This window comes from Micromonospora phaseoli (assembly GCF_900109115.1).
In the GTDB taxonomy this organism is placed as follows: domain Bacteria; phylum Actinomycetota; class Actinomycetes; order Mycobacteriales; family Micromonosporaceae; genus Micromonospora; species Micromonospora phaseoli.
Genome location: NZ_FNYV01000002.1, coordinates 664,620 through 682,264 on the forward strand (window position 1 = coordinate 664,620; position 17,645 = coordinate 682,264).

Consider the following 17,645-nt stretch of genomic DNA (forward strand, 5'->3'; position numbering starts at 1 on the left):
GGTAACCTCAGTAATTGAACCGTAGTCCCCCGACCGAAGGGCAGTGCCTCTTTGGAACCCATCCCCACGGGCCGCGACCGCGGCCACCGCCCCCTCACGGCCGAAGAGAAGGCGCAGGCGCGTCAGGTGTCGCTGCGCCGCATCGGCCGCCTGTTCACCCCGCACCGGACCGCGCTGGCCACCGTCACCGCGATCATCGTGGTCTCCTCGATCGTCGCGATGGCAACCCCGTTCCTGTTGCGGGCGGTGATCGACCGGGCCCTGCCGCAGGGCGACGTGAGCCTGCTGGCCTGGCTGGTCCTCGGCATGGTCGCCGTGGCCGCCGCCACCGCCGCCCTCGGCGTCGTACAGACCTGGATCTCCACCCGGGTCGGTCAGCGGGTCATGCACCGGCTGCGTATCGACGTCTTCAGCCACCTCCAACAGCAGTCGCTCGGCTTCTTCACCCGCACCCGCACCGGGGAGGTGCAGTCCCGGATCACCAACGACATCGGCGGCATGCAGACGGTGGTCACCTCCACCGCAACCGCCATCGCGGCCAACCTCACCACCGTGGTCGCGACCGCCGTCGCCATGCTGGCGCTCTCCTGGCAGCTCTCCCTGGTCTCGCTGGTCGTGCTGCCTCCGGCGATCTGGCTGACCCGCCGGGTCGCCCGGATGCGGCGCGAGATCACCGCCCAACGCCAGCGCGAACTCGCCGACCTGAACGTCACCGTCGAGGAGGGGCTGTCGATCAGCGGGGTACAGCTGGCCAAGACCCTCGGCACCGGGCCCGCACTGATCGATCGCTTCACCGCCTCGTCGACCCGGCTGGTCGACCTGGAACTACGCAGCGAACTGGCCGGTCGCTGGCGGATGGCCTCGATGAGCATCATCTTCGCCGCCGTACCGGCAGTCATCTACCTCGCCGCTGGCCTGCCCGGCACCGCCGGCACGCTGAGCATCGGCACCCTGGTCGCGTTCACCGCCCTACAGAGCGGCCTGTTCCGGCCGCTGATGGGGCTGCTCAACGTGGGCGTCTCACTCGCCGCGTCGCTGGCGCTGTTCGCCCGCATCTTCGAGTACCTGGATCTGCCGATCGACGTGGCCGACCCCAACGAGCCGGTCCGGCTCGATGTCGCCCGGGTACGCGGACACCTGCGCCTGGCGGACGTCACCTTCACCCACCCCGGTAGCGACACCGCCGCGCTCGCCGGGATCACCCTCGACGTGCCCGCCGGCACCAGCCTCGCCCTGGTCGGCGAGACCGGCTCCGGTAAGAGCACCCTCGCCGGGCTGATCAGCCGGCTGTACGACCCGACCGCGGGCCGCGTCACCATCGACGGCGTCGATGTGCGTGATCTGCGCCTGGCCGACCTGGCTGCGATCGTCGGCGTGGTCAGCCAGGAGACGTACCTGCTGCACAGCACCGTCCGCGAGAATCTCCGCTACGCCCGCCCGGACGCCAGCGACGCGGAGATCGAGGACGCCGCCCGCGCCGCCCAGATCCACGACCTGATCGCCGGCCTGCCCGACGGGTACGACACCATGGTCGGCTCGCGCGGCCACCGGTTCTCCGGCGGCGAGAAGCAGCGGCTGGCCATCGCGCGTACGCTGCTGCGCGACCCGCGCATCCTGGTCCTCGATGAGGCCACCAGCGCGCTGGACACCGAGACCGAACGCGCCGTACAGCGGGCCTTCGACGTGCTCGCCGAGGGGCGCACCACGATCACCATCGCCCACCGGCTCTCCACCGTCCGCGATGCCGACCAGATCGCGGTCCTCGACCACGGCCGGGTCGTCGAGGCCGGCGACCACCACAGCCTGCTGGACCGCAACGGCCGCTACGCCGCCCTGGCCAGCTGAGCGCAGCTCGCCAGCCCCGGCTGAGCTGCCGGCCGGCACTACCAGTTCTGGTCCTGGGCGCAGATCGTGGCCATCTCGCTCAGGTAGGTGGTCAGCGGCGGAAGACCTGCCGCCGCTCGCCGCTCTTCGACGCCGGCCTCGTCCCGGATCGGGGTCGCGGGGACCGGCCCGTCCGGACCGCATCGAATCTGCGTTCCGTACACCTGGGGTGCGTCCCTGGCGACGGCGACCCGGTCCTCAAGGTACGCAAGGTTGCCAGGCGACGCCTGGCCGTGCGCGGCAGCCTCGCGCAGCAGTTCGAGTGCCTCCTGCTGAAAGGCGAGGTCGAAGTCCGAGTGCTGGGCTATCGCCCAGGCCGCATTCTCGCCCTCCTTGCCGACGAGATCGAAGGTCGGCCAGCCGTACTCCTCAATGATCTCCTTCAACCGGGCGGTGCGCTGCTCGGCAGTGTCCGCCTGGGGGTGACCATTCAATTCGGCCTGGTCGCGTTCGAGCATCCCGATCAGCTCGTCGTGCAGCGCCGTGTTGAAGTTGACGGCCACATCCGATGTGGACGTCGTCGGCAGCGGTTGATGCGGCGAGGACGGCGACCCGCCCGGCGGCCCGGACGACGCGGACGGGTCGGCCGGGCCTGGCGAGGAGGAGCAGCCGACCAGAGCAGTGACGACGGCGAGCGGTAGCGAAACCCGTCGCAGAACTCTCATGGGCACCTCTCCCCGGTCCGCCGATCGTGGTAGCCGGCACCGGCACTTCACCGGCGCACAGCTTGTCCGGTCATTCGTGGCTGGCTGGTGCCGGGGCGGGCTTCGTGGCGTACACGCGCTCCACCGTGCCGGCCTTGAGCCGTTCGGTCTCGACGATCTGGAAGCCGGCGGCGCGCACGAGCGGAAGTTGGCGGCGGGTGAAGTGCTCCCCGGCGGTCCGGATGGTGAACCGCTCGACGAGCCACTGGAGGGCGTACACCGGTGGCCAGGTGCTACCAACGTGGTCGAGCAGCAGCAGCCGGCCGCCGGTGACGAGGACCCGCTTCATCTCGCCGAGTGCCGCGACCGGATCGGGGATCGTGCACAGCGACAGCGCGCACACCACGGTGTCGAAAGAGGCATCGGGATACGGCAGCCGCACCGCGTCCCCCTCCCGCAGGTCGACGGAGCGGCGGAGGGTGCTCGCGCGCTGCCGGGCGATGGCGAGCATCGCCGGGCTCAACTCGATCCCGGTGATGTCGGCGTCCGGCGGGTAGTAGGGCAGGTTGCGGCCGGTGCCGATGGCGACCTCCAGGATCCGACCGTGGGCACGGGTGGCGAGCCACTCCCGCCCGCCGCCGAACAGGCGTCGTTCGAGCAGGCCGATCTGCTGGTCGTAGCTGTCGGCCGCCCGGTCCCAGACGCGCCGTTGCCGGGCCGTCGGGTCGTCGGGTCGGTTCGTCCCTGCGGTCCCGCCCACGTGCTGTCCCCCCGGCTCGACCTGTGGTCGCCGCGTCGGTCCCGACGCCGTACGCCGACGGCCCTCAGGAACAGTAGCGTCCGACACCTGCATCGGCACGCCCCTGCGGTGAGCGCTGCGCCGGGACGGTCAGTTCAGTACAGCGTCCGACCATGGGCGTCCGGGATTCCGGACCTGCGGTAGAAGTAGGCGTTGATCTGGTCGCACCACTCCTGGGCGCAGCGCAGTTGCTCGTCGAGGCGCTCGGTGACCCGGGCGTGCAGGGCCGCGTCCACCAGCCCGGCGAGCGACTTCCACCGGCGGCACATCTCCGCCACCTCCGCCATCCCGTCGAAGTGGGTGTCGTAGATGTGCTGGATCACGGTGCCACCACTGTGCAGCAGGTGACCGTACGGCACGTGGTGGAAGAAGAGCAGCAGCTCGTCGGGGCAGGACGCCAGCGACTCGTACACCTGCGACCAGGGTGGCGGGTACTGGCCGGTGAAACCGGTGCCGGTGGCCCGGGTGCGGTCCACGCCCACGCCGTCGCGGTCGGCGAAGTGGTAGGTGCCCCAGGAGGTGTACTCGTATCCGTCGACGTCGGGGCCGTAGTGGTGACCGGGCCGCACCATGAAGCCCACGCCCAGCGGCGCGGTGTACCGCTCGTAGCTGCGCCACGAGTCGTCCATCACCTCGTGCAGGGTGCCACGTAGCAACTCCGGGTCGGCCGTGGCCGCCGGGTCGAACGTCAGGTCGATCCACTCGTCGAGCACCGCCTGCGGGGTCAGCCGTGGGTCCCAGGCGAGCCGGCCGAAGGCGTACAGGTTGGCCTGGGCCAGCGGATGGCCGGTCCAGAACGGGTCGTCGCCCACGTTGGAGACGCCAACCAGGTCGCCGCCGGCGGCGGCCACACCGGCCACGGTCCGCCCGTGCTCGCCCCAGCCGAACCGCAGCACCTCGCTCCACCAGGGGGCCAGATAGCACACGTGGCGCTGCTGGCCGGTGTACTCCTGGGTCACCTGGAACTCCACCGCCAGCCGGGTGCCGGGCATCGCGGTGATCACCGGCGAGACGGGCTCCCGGGTCTGGAAGTCCATCGGGCCGTGCTTGACCTGCACGATGACGTTGTCCCGGAAGCGGCCGTCGAGCAGGGCGAAGTGGTCGTGGGCGGCCCGGGCCCGGTCGGTCGAGCGGTCCCGCCAGTCCTGCCGGTGGTTGTAGACGAAAGCCCGCCAGTGCACCACACCGTCGTACGGATCCAGCGCCTGGGCCAGCAGGTTCGCGCCGTCGGCGTGATCGCGGCCGTAGCTGAACGGACCCGGTTGGCCCTCCGAGTCGGCCTTGACCACGAAACCGCCGAAGTCGGGAATGCGGGCGTACACCCGCCGGGTGGTCTCGGCCCACCAGGCCCGCACCGCGTCGTCGAGCGGATCGGCGGTGGGCAGGGCGTCGAGGACGACGGGTGCGGCGAAGGTGACCGACAGGTGCACCCGGATGCCGTACGGCCGCAGCACGTCGGCGATCTCGGCGACGTCGTCGAGCCGCTCGGTCAGCAGCCGCGCCTCGGTGGCGTGCACGTTGACGTTGTTCACCGACACCGCGTTGACGCCACAGGCGGCCAGCAGCCGCGCGTACGCCCGCAGCCGGGCGTGGTCGCGGCGCGGCCGGCCGTCCCGCCAGAAGATCGACCCGCCGGCGTAGCCACGCTCCACCTGCCCCATCACCGGGTGCACGTCGACGTTGTCCCAGTGGTCCAGCATCCGTCGCCGCATCGCCGGTCGGTGCGCCCGCGCCGGATACGGCGGGCCGAACGCCGCCTCGCCGAGGCGGACCACCTCGAACAGTCCGTACAGAAGCCCGGCGGGTTCCTCGGCCAGCACCACGGTGACCTCGCCGTGGCGGGCCACCGCGAACCCCTCCGGACCGAGCGGCCCCGCTCCCGTGGCGTCCAGTCCGGCCCGCGGCGCGTCGACGGGGTCGCCGTCGGGCGAGCCGGTGGCCTCGCCGCCGGGCGGGGCGACCGCGGGGATCGTCGGGACCAGGGCGAACACGAGCTGCGCCGGTGTCACGCCGGCTCCCACCGGGGCGGCATCCGGATCGCCGGCCGGCCGGGGTACGCCGTCCTGCTGACCGGTCCCCCGGCGGACGGTGCCGCCGTGCGCTGCGCAGGCCCGCTCGACCTCGTCGAACACGGTGTCGACGAGCATGCCGTCGCCGTGCACGACGGTGTGCCGCGAACCGACAGCGCGGAACGCCTCGGCCGGCAGCCAGGCCGGGTGTACGTCGGTCAGGTCCGGGATGGTCACCCAAAGAGCCTAAAAACCTCCTCGCATGCGTCAAGGTACTTCCGGAACCTTTCAGACGTACCGATCGGAGCGCGGCCGAGGTGATCCGGTCGCCGGGCCGACCCCGCGGGCGACCGTCGTTTGACCCGGCGCCCTGCGGGTAGACGCCGGTCCGTTGCGAGAAGGGGGCCGGCCAGGTGGACGATCACCAGTTCATCGACTCCGTGGCACACCGCACCGGCGCGTCAGTCGAGTTGGCGACGGCGATGGCGCGGGCCACGCTGACGACCCTCGCCGAGCGGCTCGACGGCGCAACGGCACGCGACCTCGCCGACCGGCTCCCCGAAGGACTCCGGGCGTACACGTTCGCGCCCAGCGACACCGCCGAGCGGTTCGAACTCGACGTGTTCGTACAGCGGGTCAGCAGCCGGTCGGACGTGGAGCCCGACCTGGCGGCGGCCGGCATCCGGGCGGTTCTCGACACCCTCCGCGACGCGGTCACCGTCGGGGAGCACGACGACGTCATCGCCGAGTTGCCGGCGGAGTTGTGGCAGTTGGCCAACCCGGCGCCGCAGTACGACGCCCACCGCAACCGAGGTTAGGCCGACACCGGCGTCACCGGAACGCGGGCCGGTTCCAGGTACACCGGCAGGTGGTCGCCGGCCTGCGCGACGAACATCGCGACCTCGTAGGCCATGTCACCGACCTCGGCCTCGCCGTCGATCCCGACGGCGAGGACGGCCCCGTTGCCGGTGGTGGCGTGGAACAGGAACGCCTGCGACATCTGCACGACGACCTGGTGCAGCTCGCCGTCGCCACACACCCGGGCAGCGGCCAGGCCGAGTGCCTGCAGCCCACAGACCATGCTGGACAGTTGGGTGGCGAGCTCGTCGTCGATGCCCCGGGAGGCACCCAGCAGGTGACCGTCCGGGGAGAGCACCACCGCGAACTGGGCACCCGGCACGCGGTCGACGATGCTGTCGAGCGCTCGGCCGAGGTTCTCGGCGGTGGCCGCGGCAGGAGTCATGGAAATGTCCTCTCGTTGGGGGTTGAGCCGGTCATGGATGATGCTCAGGTCGCTGCCTGTTGCGGCCAGGTCTGTCCGCTTGTGGTGTACGACGGGTCCGCCAGGATGGTTCGAAGCAGGGCCAACAGGTCGGTACGGCTGACACATCGCAGCCGGGAACGCATCCGGGCCACATGGTGCTCCACCGTCTTCGCCGAGATGAACAACCGGTCGCCGATCTCCCGGTAGGTCAGTCCGGCCACCACCAGCTCGGCCACCTCCCGCTCCCGGTCGCTGAGCCGTTGAGAGGCCGTGCCGGCCGCCGGTCGGTCCTCGGCGGCACCGCCTTGAAGCGTCCGGGCGCAGTCCAGCAGCGCCGTCATCGCCCGCCGGTCCGAGGTGCGGATGGCCGCCTGCCCGGCCAGCCGGGCACCATCCCAGCACAGGCCCGTGTCGTGCAGGCCCCGCGCGGCGGCCTCGACGCGGCCCGCGTCGACGGTGCCACGCAGCACCTCCAACCAGCACTGCGCCGCGACTGCCACCACAGCGGCGTACCGGCTGTGTCCGGCGGCGGCGACCAGGGCATCGACGTGCTCGTCCGCGGCGGCCGGGTCCTCGATGAGGATCGCCACGTGCAGTCCACTCCAGTGCAACGGCGTACGCCACAGCGGCGGGTCGCCCAGCCGGTCGAGGAGCCCGCGAGCGGAACGCAGGTAGGGCTGTAGGCGGCCGAGGTCACCCAGCCGGGCACCGGCGATGGCCAGTTCGCCGAGCGGCAGGAGCGTGAACAGGTCGACCGGGTGGCGGACCACCGCCTCCAGCGCGGGCACCCAGCCCCGTTGCAGCGCACCGAGATCGCTGGCGCGCCGGGCGATGCCCATGCTGAGCCCCGCGGCGAAGAGCATGTCCCGGGATTCCAGCGGTCGACCGGTGGTCACCTCCGCCAGCTGCTCCGTCGCGGCGGCGCTGCGTCCGCGCACCATCAGGATCCAGGCCCGGAGCAGGCGGTGTCGGCGGGCTAGCAGCGGACCGCCGATCCCGCTGGCCAAAGCCCGGTCGAGGACCCGTTCGGCGATGTCCAGCTCACCACAGTGCACGGCGGTCAGCGCCGCCAGCGCGGCGGGGCTGTCCGGCAGCAGCACCGCCCGGCCGTCCGGTTCCAGCAGCGCTGCCGCCTGCACGAGGGTGGACAGGGCGGCGGCAGGCGGGCCGTCGATGCTTTCGCGCACCCCGTCGGCCATCAGCCGGGCGGCGCTGGCCTGCATCGTCGGCGGTTCGTCGCGGCTCTCGGGCGCGGCAGCGGGGCGGGCGGTGGCGAGTGCGCCGACAGCGGCGAAGGCGTCGGCGCAGGCCCCACCGGACCAGCGGTACAGCTCCACGCTCCGGTCGGACTGCCCCCGGTGGGCCAGGGCCGTGGCGGCGACGACCGCCGCCTCGGCCCGTACTGCCGGCGGTGCGGTGGTGAGCAGCCGGCCGGACAGTCGCAGCGCGAGGTCGAGGTCGCCGGCGAGGGCCGCCGCCACCGCCTGCCGTCCGCCGGTCGGCTGCCCGGCGGCGGTGGCCGCGGCGAACAGCTGTGCCGCCAGCGCCGGTTCGGACCCGAGGGCCTCCTCCGCCGCCGCCGCCAGGGTGGCGGGCGGGCAGTCGCCCACCATGCCGGCGGAGAGCAGCGAGCGGACCAGGGGTAGCAACGGCGCGCCCCGGCTCAGCTGAAGCTCGGTGAGCCGTCGCCATACTGCGATGCGGTCGGTGGCCGGACTCAACGCGGTCACCGCCCGCCGGACGAGCGGGGTGGGCTGGCCGTCGGCACCGACGAGGCCGGCCGCCCGGGCCTCGGCAACGAGTTCGTCGATCCCCGCCGGCTCGTGCTGGAGCAGTTCACGCAGCACATCGACAGGGAGCGGCACCCCGGCCGCCAGGGCGATCAACAGCCGACGCACGTCGGCCGGCAGCGCCTCCAGGTCCGGCCCGAGTTGCAGGACGACCTGACGCGGCGGTTCCGCCGGCGCTCCGCCGGGCTCGTACTCGCCCAATCCGCCGACGAGCCAGCCGACGTGCCGTGGCACTCCGCCGGTCTGGATGTGCACGAAGTCGACCACGTCCGGACGCCGGGCGAGCCGGGGAACGGCGGCGAGGTACGCGGCGGTGCCGGCCCGGCTGAACGGGGTGAGCAGGATCAGCCGCCCCTCGCGGCGTAGTGCGTCGGCCAACGCGGTCAGACCCGCTGGCCGGGGCCATGGCCGGAAGCTGATGGCGAGGCGGTGCCGCCGGCCGCCCACCAGCCGCAGCAGCGTACGCAGTCGGGCCTCGTCGAGCAGGTGTGCGTCGTCCACCACCAGCACCGCGTCGGGATCGCAGGCGGCCTCGTCCTGCGGCACATCGGTGTGGACGGTGACGCCGGCCCGGGCGTAGCGTCCCGCCAGCTCGTGAAGGTAGCTGCTGCGGCCGTGGCCGCCGGGGCCGGTCACCCCGAGGAGCAGCGGCGCCGACGGGTCAGCCGTCACCGCGTCGAGCAGGTCGTTCGGCTCGACGTCGAGCACCAGGCGGCACTCCGCCACGCCACTCATGATCATAGAGGTCATCCTTCGTGCCCTCGACTGCCCGCCAGCTTGCGCCGGGACCGCTTGGGCAGCTCCAACGGCGCGTAGCGGATCGGGGGGCGGGGCGGCGGCTCGTCGCGGGACGACAGATCGTCGACTCCGCCACCGGGCGGGCTGGGAGCGGTACGGACCAGGCCGCCGGCCGACGGGGGTGGGCCGGGCGGCGGCGGGCGCGGGGCCAGGATCTGGGTGGCGGCGGCGGCCGCACCGGTGGCGGCGGCGGTCTGCGGATCGGGCGTCGTCTGCACCGGAAAACCGGCGGCGACGAGCAACTCGGCGACCAGCGGGACCCGACTGGAGCCGCCGTCGAGCAGGACGCCGTCGAGCCGGGCCGGGGCCAGGCCGGCGCAGCGCACGGCGCACAGCAGCAGCTCCACCGTGGTCTGCACGGCGGGACGAACAAGCTCCTCGAACTGCAGCCTGGTCACCGGAGTCCGCACCGGCCCGCTCGGCAGGGGCAGCACCACGTCGGTCTGCGATCCGGAGGTCAGGTCCCGTTTGGCTCGCTCGCACTCGGCGGGCAGGGTACGCAGCGCCTCCCCTGCCGCCGGACCCGCGGCGGCCAGTTCGCGGGCGAGCACGCTACGCACGTGCGTGGCCAACGCCTCGTCGAAGTCGACCCCGCCGAGGCGGGTGAGCCCCTGGGGAACGCCGTCGGTCTCGTACCGGCCACGGGAGTTGCGTCGCACCACCGCCGCCTCGAAGGTGCCTCCGCCGAGGGCGTACACGGCGGCCACGCCGCCCGGGAAACCGCGCGCCGCATGGCTCTCCGCCACGGTGACCGTACGGGGTAGCAGGGTCACCGAGCCCAGGCCGCTCTCCCAGAGCGCGTGGTGCAGCAGGTCGCGCCGGTACCGCCCCCAGGACGCCGGATGGCTGAGCACGATCGCCTGGGCCGGCTGGCCCTCCCCCTGGTGGACCTGGTCGACCACGTGACCGGCGAGCAGCGCGAGCAGCGCCTCCGGTCGGTACGGTTCGCCGGCGAGCAGCAGGGGAAGTTCGTCGCCGACCCGGCTGAGCACGTCGCGGGCGGTGCGGTTCGCGGCACCGACCTCACCTGCGGTGAACGTACCGTCGACCGAGAGCAACAGGGTCGACGGCAGGGTTGCCGACGCGGTGTGCAGGACGACCGGCTCGGGCCGGCTCCAGCTGCCGTCGCGGTGGCGGGCGACCGCGGCGACGGTGCTGGTGTTGCCGATGTCTATCCCGAGCACGTAGGGCATCTGCTTTCTTCCTTGACCGCGTCGGCCTTGGGGCGGGCCGGACAGGCGCCCGCCGCGCGGTGGGCCGCCCCGGGGGACCCCCGCAGGCTCCTACGTTCGTACCAGAGACGTTCCGGCATCAGGAGCCCCAACTTGAACCGACTTCGACCCCCCATTCCCCCTAACGTACGAGAGGGGGGTCGCCCCTAGTCGAACGGGTCCGGTTGCGGGATCGTCCCCGATGTCCGGTAGGGCCGAGCGAACGTAGCGTCATCTGCGATCACCGCTCGCTGACGATCCGCCGAGGAGAGACCCCCACATGGACCAGACGCTGCACGACTTCGTGCTCAACCTGCTGACCGACGCAGACGCGCGGTCGGCCTTCGACCTCGACCCGGAGGGCGCGCTGCGGGCCGCCGGGCTCGGCGACATCACGGCCGCCGACGTCCAGGATGTGGTGCCGCTGGTGGTCGACTACGCCCCGGTGCACGGGCTCGCGCCGGTCGCCCCGGCGGTCGGTCAGCTCGGCGTCGACCCGCTGCTGGGCAACACCACCGACGCGATCAGTCAGTTGCAGAACGTCGCGCAGCAGATCACCCTCAGCAGCTCGTACAACGGCGTGGACGTCAAGGCGAGCGTCCTCGGCACGGTCGCCGTCGACCCGGCGACGGTCACCGTGGGGGCGAGCGTGCTGCCCGGCATCGGCCTCGGCGTGACCCCCACCGGCGTCGGTGTGGACCTGTCCGGCGTGCACGATGTGGCGGACACCCTCGACGCGGGCGTCGGCACCGTGAGCAGCACCACGGAGCCCGCCCTCAGTGACGTCACGAGCACGGTGGGCGACCCCGCGTCCGCCGTGGACGCCACCAACTCCGGGCTGCTCGACACCTCGGCGGGCCTGCTGCCCGGCACCACCAGCCAGGTCGGCGACCTGGTCGGTTCGCTCGGTGTCAGCGACACCCTGGGCGGCCTGGGGCTGCAGCAGGGTGTCGGCGGCGTGGCCCCGCCGATCGATGTACCGTCCACGGTGGATGGTGTGACCGGGCAGGTGGACGGCCTGCTGTCCGGCGTCACCGGCACCGTCACGGGCACCGTCGGCGGCAGCGCGAACGGCGTGCTGGGCGGCGGGGTCAGCGGTTCGGCGAGCGGGGACCACGCGGAGGCCAGCACCCCGACCGGCGGTGCGCTCGGCCTCACCGACGGTCTGTTCTGACCCGGGGATGGGTGGGGTCGCCGCCGGTGGCATCGACCCCACCCACTTCTGGGCTCTTGCTATTTGATCCGGAATAAGCACACTTGATGCGGTGATGGCGGGAATCTGGCTGGACGCGCTCGACGACATCGCCCGCACGTGCCAGGAACACGGTCGCAGCGACCTTCTGCAGGCCGTTCGGCTCAAGCGCGCCCACCTGCTCGATCCGACGCTGACCGTCCTGGTCGTCGGCGAGCCGAACCAGGGCAAGAGCCAACTGGTCAACGCGATCGTCAACGCCCCGGTCTGCCCGGTGGGCGACGGACGTACGACGGTCCTGCCGACCGTGCTGCGCCATGCGGAGATCGCCTCCGCCACCGTGGTGCAGACGCCGTCGACGACGCCGGGGACGCCGCCCGGCGCCGAGCGGTCGACGGTGGAGCGGACACCGGTGCCGACCGAGCAGATCGCCGCGGGGGTCGCCGGCACGACCGGCCGTCGGCCCGGCGCAGGCCCCGCCTACATCGAGATCGGCCTGCCCCGGGCGCTGCTCGGCGCCGGCCTGGTACTGGTGGACATGCCCGGCGGCGAATCGTCCGCCACCGGCGCCAGCACCCCGGTCGCCGCGCTGACCAGGGCGGACACCGTCCTGCTGGTCTCCGACTCCACCCGGGACCTCTCCGTCACCGAGCTGAACCGGCTGCTGCACCTCACCCGGTCACACGCCAATGTGGTCGTGGTGCAGACCAAGACGGACCTGGTCCCGGACTGGCGTACGGTGGCCGACCGCAATCGGCGGCACCTGGCCGACGCCGGCATACCGGCGACGCTGGTACCCGTGTCGGCGGCCCTGCGGCTGCGCGCCGCCGCCACCGACGACCACGCGCTCAACGCGGAATCCGGCTTCCCGGCGCTCATCGCCCTGCTTCGCCGGGACCTGACCGGCAAGCCCGACGCCCTGGCCCGGGCCGCGGTGGTGCTGACCGCACGCACCGTGGTCGAGCAGCTCGCCGCGCCCCTGCGGGCGGAGTTGACCGGAGCGCAGTCGGTCGAGCAGTCCGCCCCGATGACCCGGTTGCACGCCGCGCAGCGGGAGGTCGACGAACTGCGCCGCTGCTCCACCCGATGGCAGAACACGCTGACCGACGAGATGGCCGACCTGCTCTCCGACATCGAGCACGACCTGCGGGACCGTACCCGGCACATCCTGAACACCGTCGACGAGGCGTTCGAGACCGCCGATCCGCTGGTGGCGTGGGACTCCGTCGCGCAGTGGCTGGAGCGCAGCCTGGTCGAGGCGGCCGAGGCGAACCGGCAGTGGCTGGTCCAACGCTGCGAGTGGGTTGCCCGGCGGGTCGCCGACTCGTTCGCCCGGTACGGTCACGGGACGCTGCCGCCCTGGCCGCTGGCGGTGACGTCGGAGCACGGGCAGCCGCTGCCGGAGCTGGAGCGGCCCAACGTGGACCGGTTCACCATGGGCCAGAAGATGTTCACCGGCATGAAGGGCTCCTACGGCGGGCTGTTGATGTTCGGCCTGGCGCTGACGCTCGCCGGCCTACCGATGATCAACCCGATCTCACTCGGCGCCGGCGCGCTCTTCGGCGGCAAGAGCATCCGCGATGAGGGACGGCAGTTGCTGCGCCGCCGGCAGGCCACGGTGAAATCGGCGGTCCAGCGGCACGTCGACGACTTCTTCGTCCGGGTGAGCAAGGACAGCCGGGACGCGGCCCGCCGAGCGCAGCGCCTGCTGCGCGACCACTTCGCCGCGCTGACCGAGGAGTTGCAGGCCGACATCATCGAGTCGTTGCGCAGCGCCAAGCAGGCCGCCGACACCGACGCGGTGACGCGTGAGCGGCGCCACCGCGAGATCCAGCAGCGGATGATCCGGCTCGCCCAGCTCTACGAGCAGGCACAGCAGGTGGCTGCCGCCCGCCCGGCGCCGCTGGCACCCCGGACATGACCGGTGCTCCACGGCTCGACGCGGCCGTGCGGGAACTGCTGCACCGGGCACTGCACGTCTACCGGGACAATCCACGGGCCACCGACGTCCTGCGGCACCAGTCTGCCCGGCTCGACCAGCCGTTGCGGGTCGCGATCGCCGGCGGGTGGCGCAGCGGCAAGTCCACCATGCTCAACGCGTTGATGGGCGAGGAGGTGGCCCCCGTCGACGGGAGCGCCTTCACCTGGTACGAGGACGGACCGCAGCCGGACGCCACCGCCTACTCGACCAGCCATCCGCCGCAGCGGCTGGCGGTGCTGCGGTCGGCCACCGGGATGCGGGTCGACCTCGCCGGTTGGCGGGCCGGCGAGCTACGCGACATCGTGGTGCGGTGGCCGGCCCGCTCCCTGCGGCAGGTGACGCTGCTCGACACCCCGGCGGTCGGCGCGGACGAGCAGGCACCGGATCCGGTGCTGGATCGGGTGCTGCGGGAGGCCGACGCGCTGCTGTATCTGACGCGCGACGCCCGGGGCGCCGACCTTCGGGTGCTGGAAGCCGCTCGGCAGGGCGTGGTCGGACAGGCCGCGCCGATCCACACGATCATGGTGATGTCCAGGGTGGACGAGTTCGGCGGCGGACGCGTCGACGCGCTGCTCGGTGCCCGCCAGCTCGCCCGGCGCGCCCTGCGCGACCCACAGGTGGACGCGCTGTGCGTCACGGTGGCACCGTGCAGCGGGCTGCTCGGCCTGGCCGGCCGGGTGCTCACCGAAGCCGAGTTCGCGGGGCTGGCGGCCCTGGCCCGGGTGGCTCGCGCGGAGTTGGAGCCGTACCTCCTCTCCGCCGAGCGGTTCGCCCGCGGCGAGCCGCCCGGCGGACTGGACGCGGCGGCCCGCAGCGCGCTGCTGAACCGGCTCGGCGTGGTCGGGATACGCCTGGCGACCACCCTGGTACGCACCAGCTGCGGCAGCCGCGCGGCGCTGGCCGCCGAACTGGTACGCCGCAGCGGCCTGGGCGAGCTGCGCGAGTCGATCAACCGCCTCTTCGTCGACCGGCGCGAGGTGCTCAAGGCCCGCTCATGCCTGGCGGCGGTGGAGGAGTTGCTGCGGGCCGAACCGGACGCCGGCACCGCCGACCTGCTCGGGGCGCTGGAGCGACTCCTCTCCGGGGCGCACGAGTTCTCCGAGTCGCGCCTGCTGGCGGCGCTGCGCGACGGGCGGCTCGATTTCGACGCCGACCTGGCGGCCGAGGCCCGACGGCTGGCCGGCGGTGACGGGGAGGGCCCCGCCGCCCGACTCGGCGTCGGCGACGACGCGACCCTCGGATGGTTGTGGGAGGCCGCCACCGAGGCACGGTGGCGGTGGCAGGAACACGCCGAGGATCCGGCGCTGCGGCTGGCCCAGCGGCGAGGCGCGCAGATCGTGGTCCGCAGCTGCGACGGGATGCTCGCCGACCTGGCCGCCCACTCCCGCTGACCGCATGGCGTGCTCCTGGGATCAGGCCAGCACGCCGCGCAGCCCGAGCAGGCCGGGCACGGCGGCCCGGCCGAGTTCACCGCCGGAGATGGGATCCTGCCAGGCCACCGCGGCGCTCTGGCCCACGTAGAGGTGGCTGCCGTCGGGGCTCAGCACGAGACCGGTGACCGGTTCACGCACCGGCCGCTCGGCCGCGACGTTGAGGCCCGCCAGATCCACGGCCCGCACGGCGGCACCGGTGCCGAGGAACAGCCGCTCGCCGTCGGCCGCCGCGAACGCCGGGCCGGTGCCGGTGGCGAGCCTGACGGTCCGCCGTACGGTCAGCTCCCCGGTGGAGATCTCCGCGACGGCGCCGGAGCTGACGTCGGCGACGTACAGGCGGCTGCCGTCCGGGGTGATCGCCATGGCGTGACCGTCGGCGGCACCCTCGCCGAACGGGTGCGGCAGATCCACGCAGTACGCCCACCGTTGTTGCAGGTGCAGCGTGTGCACGAAGGCGTGTACGTCGCTGCCCGGCCGGCCGCTGATCCGGTCCCGGGTGTGCTGGTGGTCGGGCTGGTGGGTGTAGAGCGTGTAGAGCACGGTGCGGTTCGGGGCGAGCACCGCCTGCCGTCCGTCGCCGCGCATCTCCTCCTCCGCGCCCGCCGGGACCGGCGCCTTGTCGCGGGTGGACAGCGGCCCGGGGACACCGGTGGCGAGGTCGACGACGCGGACCCGGTAGCGGTCCGGCGCGTTCGGCGGCAGCCACTCCAGGACGAAGAGCCCGGCCAGGTCGTGGGTGAACGCCTCGGGCACGACGTTGCCCGGCAGCCGCAGTCGTTGCCGCACGCCACCGGCGTCGGCGATCAGCACCGGCGTCACGTCGCGCCCGGCCGGACGTTCCTTGGTGGCGCTGACCCCCTCGGTGGTCAGCGCCAGTCGGGTGCCGTCGGTGGAGACGGTCTGCGGCACCCAACGGCCGGGCAGCCGGACCCGGTCGGAGGCGGTGTCTCGACCGGCGTCGATCCGCCACAGGGCGGTGTCGGCACCGTCGGGCACGCTCGCGTACACCAGCCGTCCGTCGGCGGTGGCCACCCCGTGCGGGACCGTCTGCCGGTCGGTACCGCGCAGCACCCCGAGGCCGCCGTCCACCTCCACGAGCAGCGGGTCCGGCAGCGGAGCGGCGGAGGTCGGCGCCGCCGGAGCCGCCGGGTCACAGCCGGTCAGGGCGGCGGCGCCCGCGCCGGCCAGGACGGTCAGCAGGGTACGCCGCGAGATCGTCGTCTTCGCCATCATGACCCGGTGACACCGCCGGATCGTCGGAGGTTCCATCGCGGCGAGGGTGGAACCCGGGCGGCCCGGGCGGTGTCAGTACTGGTGATCCCCACCGGAGGTTCCACTGGACGACGAGGAGTTCGTCACCCGCGCGCAGGCCGGTGACCTGGAGGCGTACGAACTCCTGGTCGCCCGGCACACCGCGTCCGCGTACCGGACCGCGGTGCTGCTCGGCGCGGGTTCGGATGCGGACGATGTCATCCAGGAGGCGTTCGTGAAGGGCTACCGGAAGCTCGACCGCTATCGCGGCGAGTCGTCCTTCCGGTCCTGGCTGCTGGCGATCGTAGCGAACGAGACCCGCAACCTGCACCGTTCGCGGGACCGGCGTCACGGGCTGACGCTGCGGGCCGCCAGGGTGGACCCGCGATCCGAGGTCGCCGACGACGACGCCGTCGCGGCGGTGCTCGCCGGGGAGCGACGCGCCACGCTGGTGCGGGCCCTGCGGTCGCTGCCCGCCAAGGATCGCGAGGTGATCGTCTGCCGCTACTTCCTCGATCTGAGCGAGGACGAGACCGTCACCATGCTGGGCTGGCCCCGGGGCACCGTGAAGTCCCGCACCTCCCGGGCCCTGGTCAAGCTGCGCGGCCTGCTCGCGGTCGAGGAGGTCAGCCGTGGATGATCTGGAACGGGAGCTACGCGAGCTGTCGCTGTTCCTGGACACACCTGCCCCGCCCGAGGTGGCGGCGCAGGTCCGCGCCCGACTGACCGCCGCGCCGCGCTCCCGCCGCATCGCGGTCCGACGCCGATGGCGGTACGCGCTCGCGGCGGCGCTCGCCGCGCTGCTGGTGGCCGTGCTGCCGCCGGGACGGGCCGCCGTCGCCGACGCGGTGACCGGTCTGCTGCGCTTCGCCGGCATCACCATCAGCACCTCGTCCGCGCCGGTGCCGCCGCCCGGTTCCCCGTCACCGCTACCGGCGCAGCGACCGGCCGCGCTGGACGAGGCGGGGCGGCTGGTGCGCTTCCCGATCCGGACGCCGGCGGCTCTGGGACCACCCGATCAGGTGCTGGTCGCCGACCCGGACGGCACCGGCAGCCACCGGGTGGCGACCCTGCTCTACCACGGTGGGACGCTGCGCCTGGACGCCTTCGACGGCCGCCTCGACCCGGTCTTCTTCAAGCAGGCCGGCGGATCCGGTACGGAGTGGACCCAGGTCGGCGGGGTGCCGGCGGTCTGGATCGGCGGCCCACACCCGGTGACCTACGTGGACCGCGACGGCACGGTACGCCAGGAGAGCGCCCGACTCGCCGCCGCGACGCTGATCTGGGAGGACGCCGGGGTGACCTACCGTCTGGAGTGCTCCCTGACCCGAGTCGAGGCCGTCGAGATCGCCGCCTCGATGAGGTGAGGTCGGATGGCGGCCCGCACGC

The 17,645-nt window shown here is 73.1% G+C and carries 14 protein-coding genes; 7 read left to right on the forward strand and 7 right to left on the reverse strand.

Annotated elements, in window-relative coordinates:
* Positions 1 to 51: 51 nt before the first annotated feature.
* Positions 52 to 1,845 carry an ABC transporter ATP-binding protein gene (locus BMY89_RS07755; RefSeq protein WP_092377100.1) on the forward strand — a complete coding sequence of 598 codons (1,794 nt, stop codon included), beginning with the start codon at positions 52 to 54 and terminating at the stop codon, positions 1,843 to 1,845.
* A gap of 38 nt (positions 1,846 to 1,883) precedes the next feature.
* Here the strand turns inward: BMY89_RS07755 and BMY89_RS07760 are convergent, their stop codons facing one another.
* The 3 genes from BMY89_RS07760 to BMY89_RS07770 all read right to left on the reverse strand — a co-directional run bounded on the left by BMY89_RS07760 (position 1,884) and on the right by BMY89_RS07770 (position 5,573).
* Positions 1,884 to 2,549: a DUF6624 domain-containing protein gene (locus BMY89_RS07760; RefSeq protein ID WP_139217920.1), complete on the reverse strand. Its 666-nt coding sequence runs from the start codon at positions 2,547 to 2,549 to the stop codon at positions 1,884 to 1,886.
* A 70-nt stretch (positions 2,550 to 2,619) separates the two neighbouring features.
* Complete coding sequence (locus BMY89_RS07765) at positions 2,620 to 3,288, reverse strand: class I SAM-dependent methyltransferase (RefSeq protein ID WP_232521113.1); 669 nt, start codon at positions 3,286 to 3,288, stop codon at positions 2,620 to 2,622.
* A gap of 134 nt (positions 3,289 to 3,422) precedes the next feature.
* Complete coding sequence (locus tag BMY89_RS07770; RefSeq protein WP_232521114.1) at positions 3,423 to 5,573, reverse strand: alpha-glucuronidase; 2,151 nt, start codon at positions 5,571 to 5,573, stop codon at positions 3,423 to 3,425.
* Between the two features lie 176 nt (positions 5,574 to 5,749).
* Here BMY89_RS07770 and BMY89_RS07775 point away from each other — a divergent pair, with 176 nt between their 5' ends.
* Complete coding sequence (locus BMY89_RS07775) at positions 5,750 to 6,154, forward strand: DUF2267 domain-containing protein (protein ID WP_092377106.1); 405 nt, start codon at positions 5,750 to 5,752, stop codon at positions 6,152 to 6,154.
* On the opposite strand, the gene BMY89_RS07780 is transcribed toward BMY89_RS07775, so the two are convergent.
* The 3 genes from BMY89_RS07780 to BMY89_RS07790 are packed head-to-tail and all read right to left on the reverse strand — an operon-like array spanning position 6,151 to position 10,381.
* Positions 6,151 to 6,579, reverse strand: coding sequence for a roadblock/LC7 domain-containing protein (locus tag BMY89_RS07780; protein ID WP_092377108.1), 429 nt, complete (start codon positions 6,577 to 6,579; stop codon positions 6,151 to 6,153). The genes BMY89_RS07775 and BMY89_RS07780 overlap by 4 nt on opposite strands.
* Before the next feature lie 44 nt (positions 6,580 to 6,623).
* Positions 6,624 to 9,131 carry a helix-turn-helix transcriptional regulator gene (locus tag BMY89_RS07785; RefSeq protein ID WP_198413971.1) on the reverse strand — a complete coding sequence of 836 codons (2,508 nt, stop codon included), beginning with the start codon at positions 9,129 to 9,131 and terminating at the stop codon, positions 6,624 to 6,626.
* Positions 9,132 to 9,136: 5 nt separating this feature from the next.
* Positions 9,137 to 10,381: an Hsp70 family protein gene (locus tag BMY89_RS07790; RefSeq protein ID WP_092377112.1), complete on the reverse strand. Its 1,245-nt coding sequence runs from the start codon at positions 10,379 to 10,381 to the stop codon at positions 9,137 to 9,139.
* Positions 10,382 to 10,679: 298 nt separating this feature from the next.
* On the opposite strand from BMY89_RS07790, the gene BMY89_RS07795 reads away from it, so the two are divergent.
* The 3 genes from BMY89_RS07795 (at position 10,680) to BMY89_RS07805 (ending at position 14,963) form a co-directional block, all read left to right on the forward strand.
* The gene (locus BMY89_RS07795; RefSeq protein WP_092377115.1) at positions 10,680 to 11,573 is read left to right on the forward strand and encodes an IniB N-terminal domain-containing protein; all 894 of its coding nucleotides are present in this window, start codon (positions 10,680 to 10,682) and stop codon (positions 11,571 to 11,573) included.
* Between the two features lie 94 nt (positions 11,574 to 11,667).
* Entirely contained in the window at positions 11,668 to 13,512 is a 1,845-nt protein-coding gene (locus BMY89_RS07800) for a dynamin family protein (protein WP_092377118.1), read from the forward strand.
* Complete coding sequence (locus BMY89_RS07805) at positions 13,509 to 14,963, forward strand: P-loop NTPase family protein (protein ID WP_092377121.1); 1,455 nt, start codon at positions 13,509 to 13,511, stop codon at positions 14,961 to 14,963. Before BMY89_RS07800 ends, BMY89_RS07805 begins: the two co-directional genes overlap by 4 nt.
* Positions 14,964 to 14,984: 21 nt before the next feature.
* On the opposite strand, the gene BMY89_RS07810 is transcribed toward BMY89_RS07805, so the two are convergent.
* Complete coding sequence (locus tag BMY89_RS07810; protein WP_232521115.1) at positions 14,985 to 16,274, reverse strand: YncE family protein; 1,290 nt, start codon at positions 16,272 to 16,274, stop codon at positions 14,985 to 14,987.
* Between the two features lie 127 nt (positions 16,275 to 16,401).
* Between BMY89_RS07810 and BMY89_RS07815 the strand changes: the two genes are divergently transcribed.
* Entirely contained in the window at positions 16,402 to 16,896 is a 495-nt protein-coding gene (locus BMY89_RS07815) for an RNA polymerase sigma factor (RefSeq protein ID WP_269766854.1), read from the forward strand.
* Positions 16,889 to 17,623, forward strand: coding sequence for a hypothetical protein (locus BMY89_RS07820; protein ID WP_092377127.1), 735 nt, complete (start codon positions 16,889 to 16,891; stop codon positions 17,621 to 17,623). The genes BMY89_RS07815 and BMY89_RS07820 overlap by 8 nt, the downstream gene beginning before the upstream one ends.
* Positions 17,624 to 17,645 lie beyond the last annotated feature (22 nt).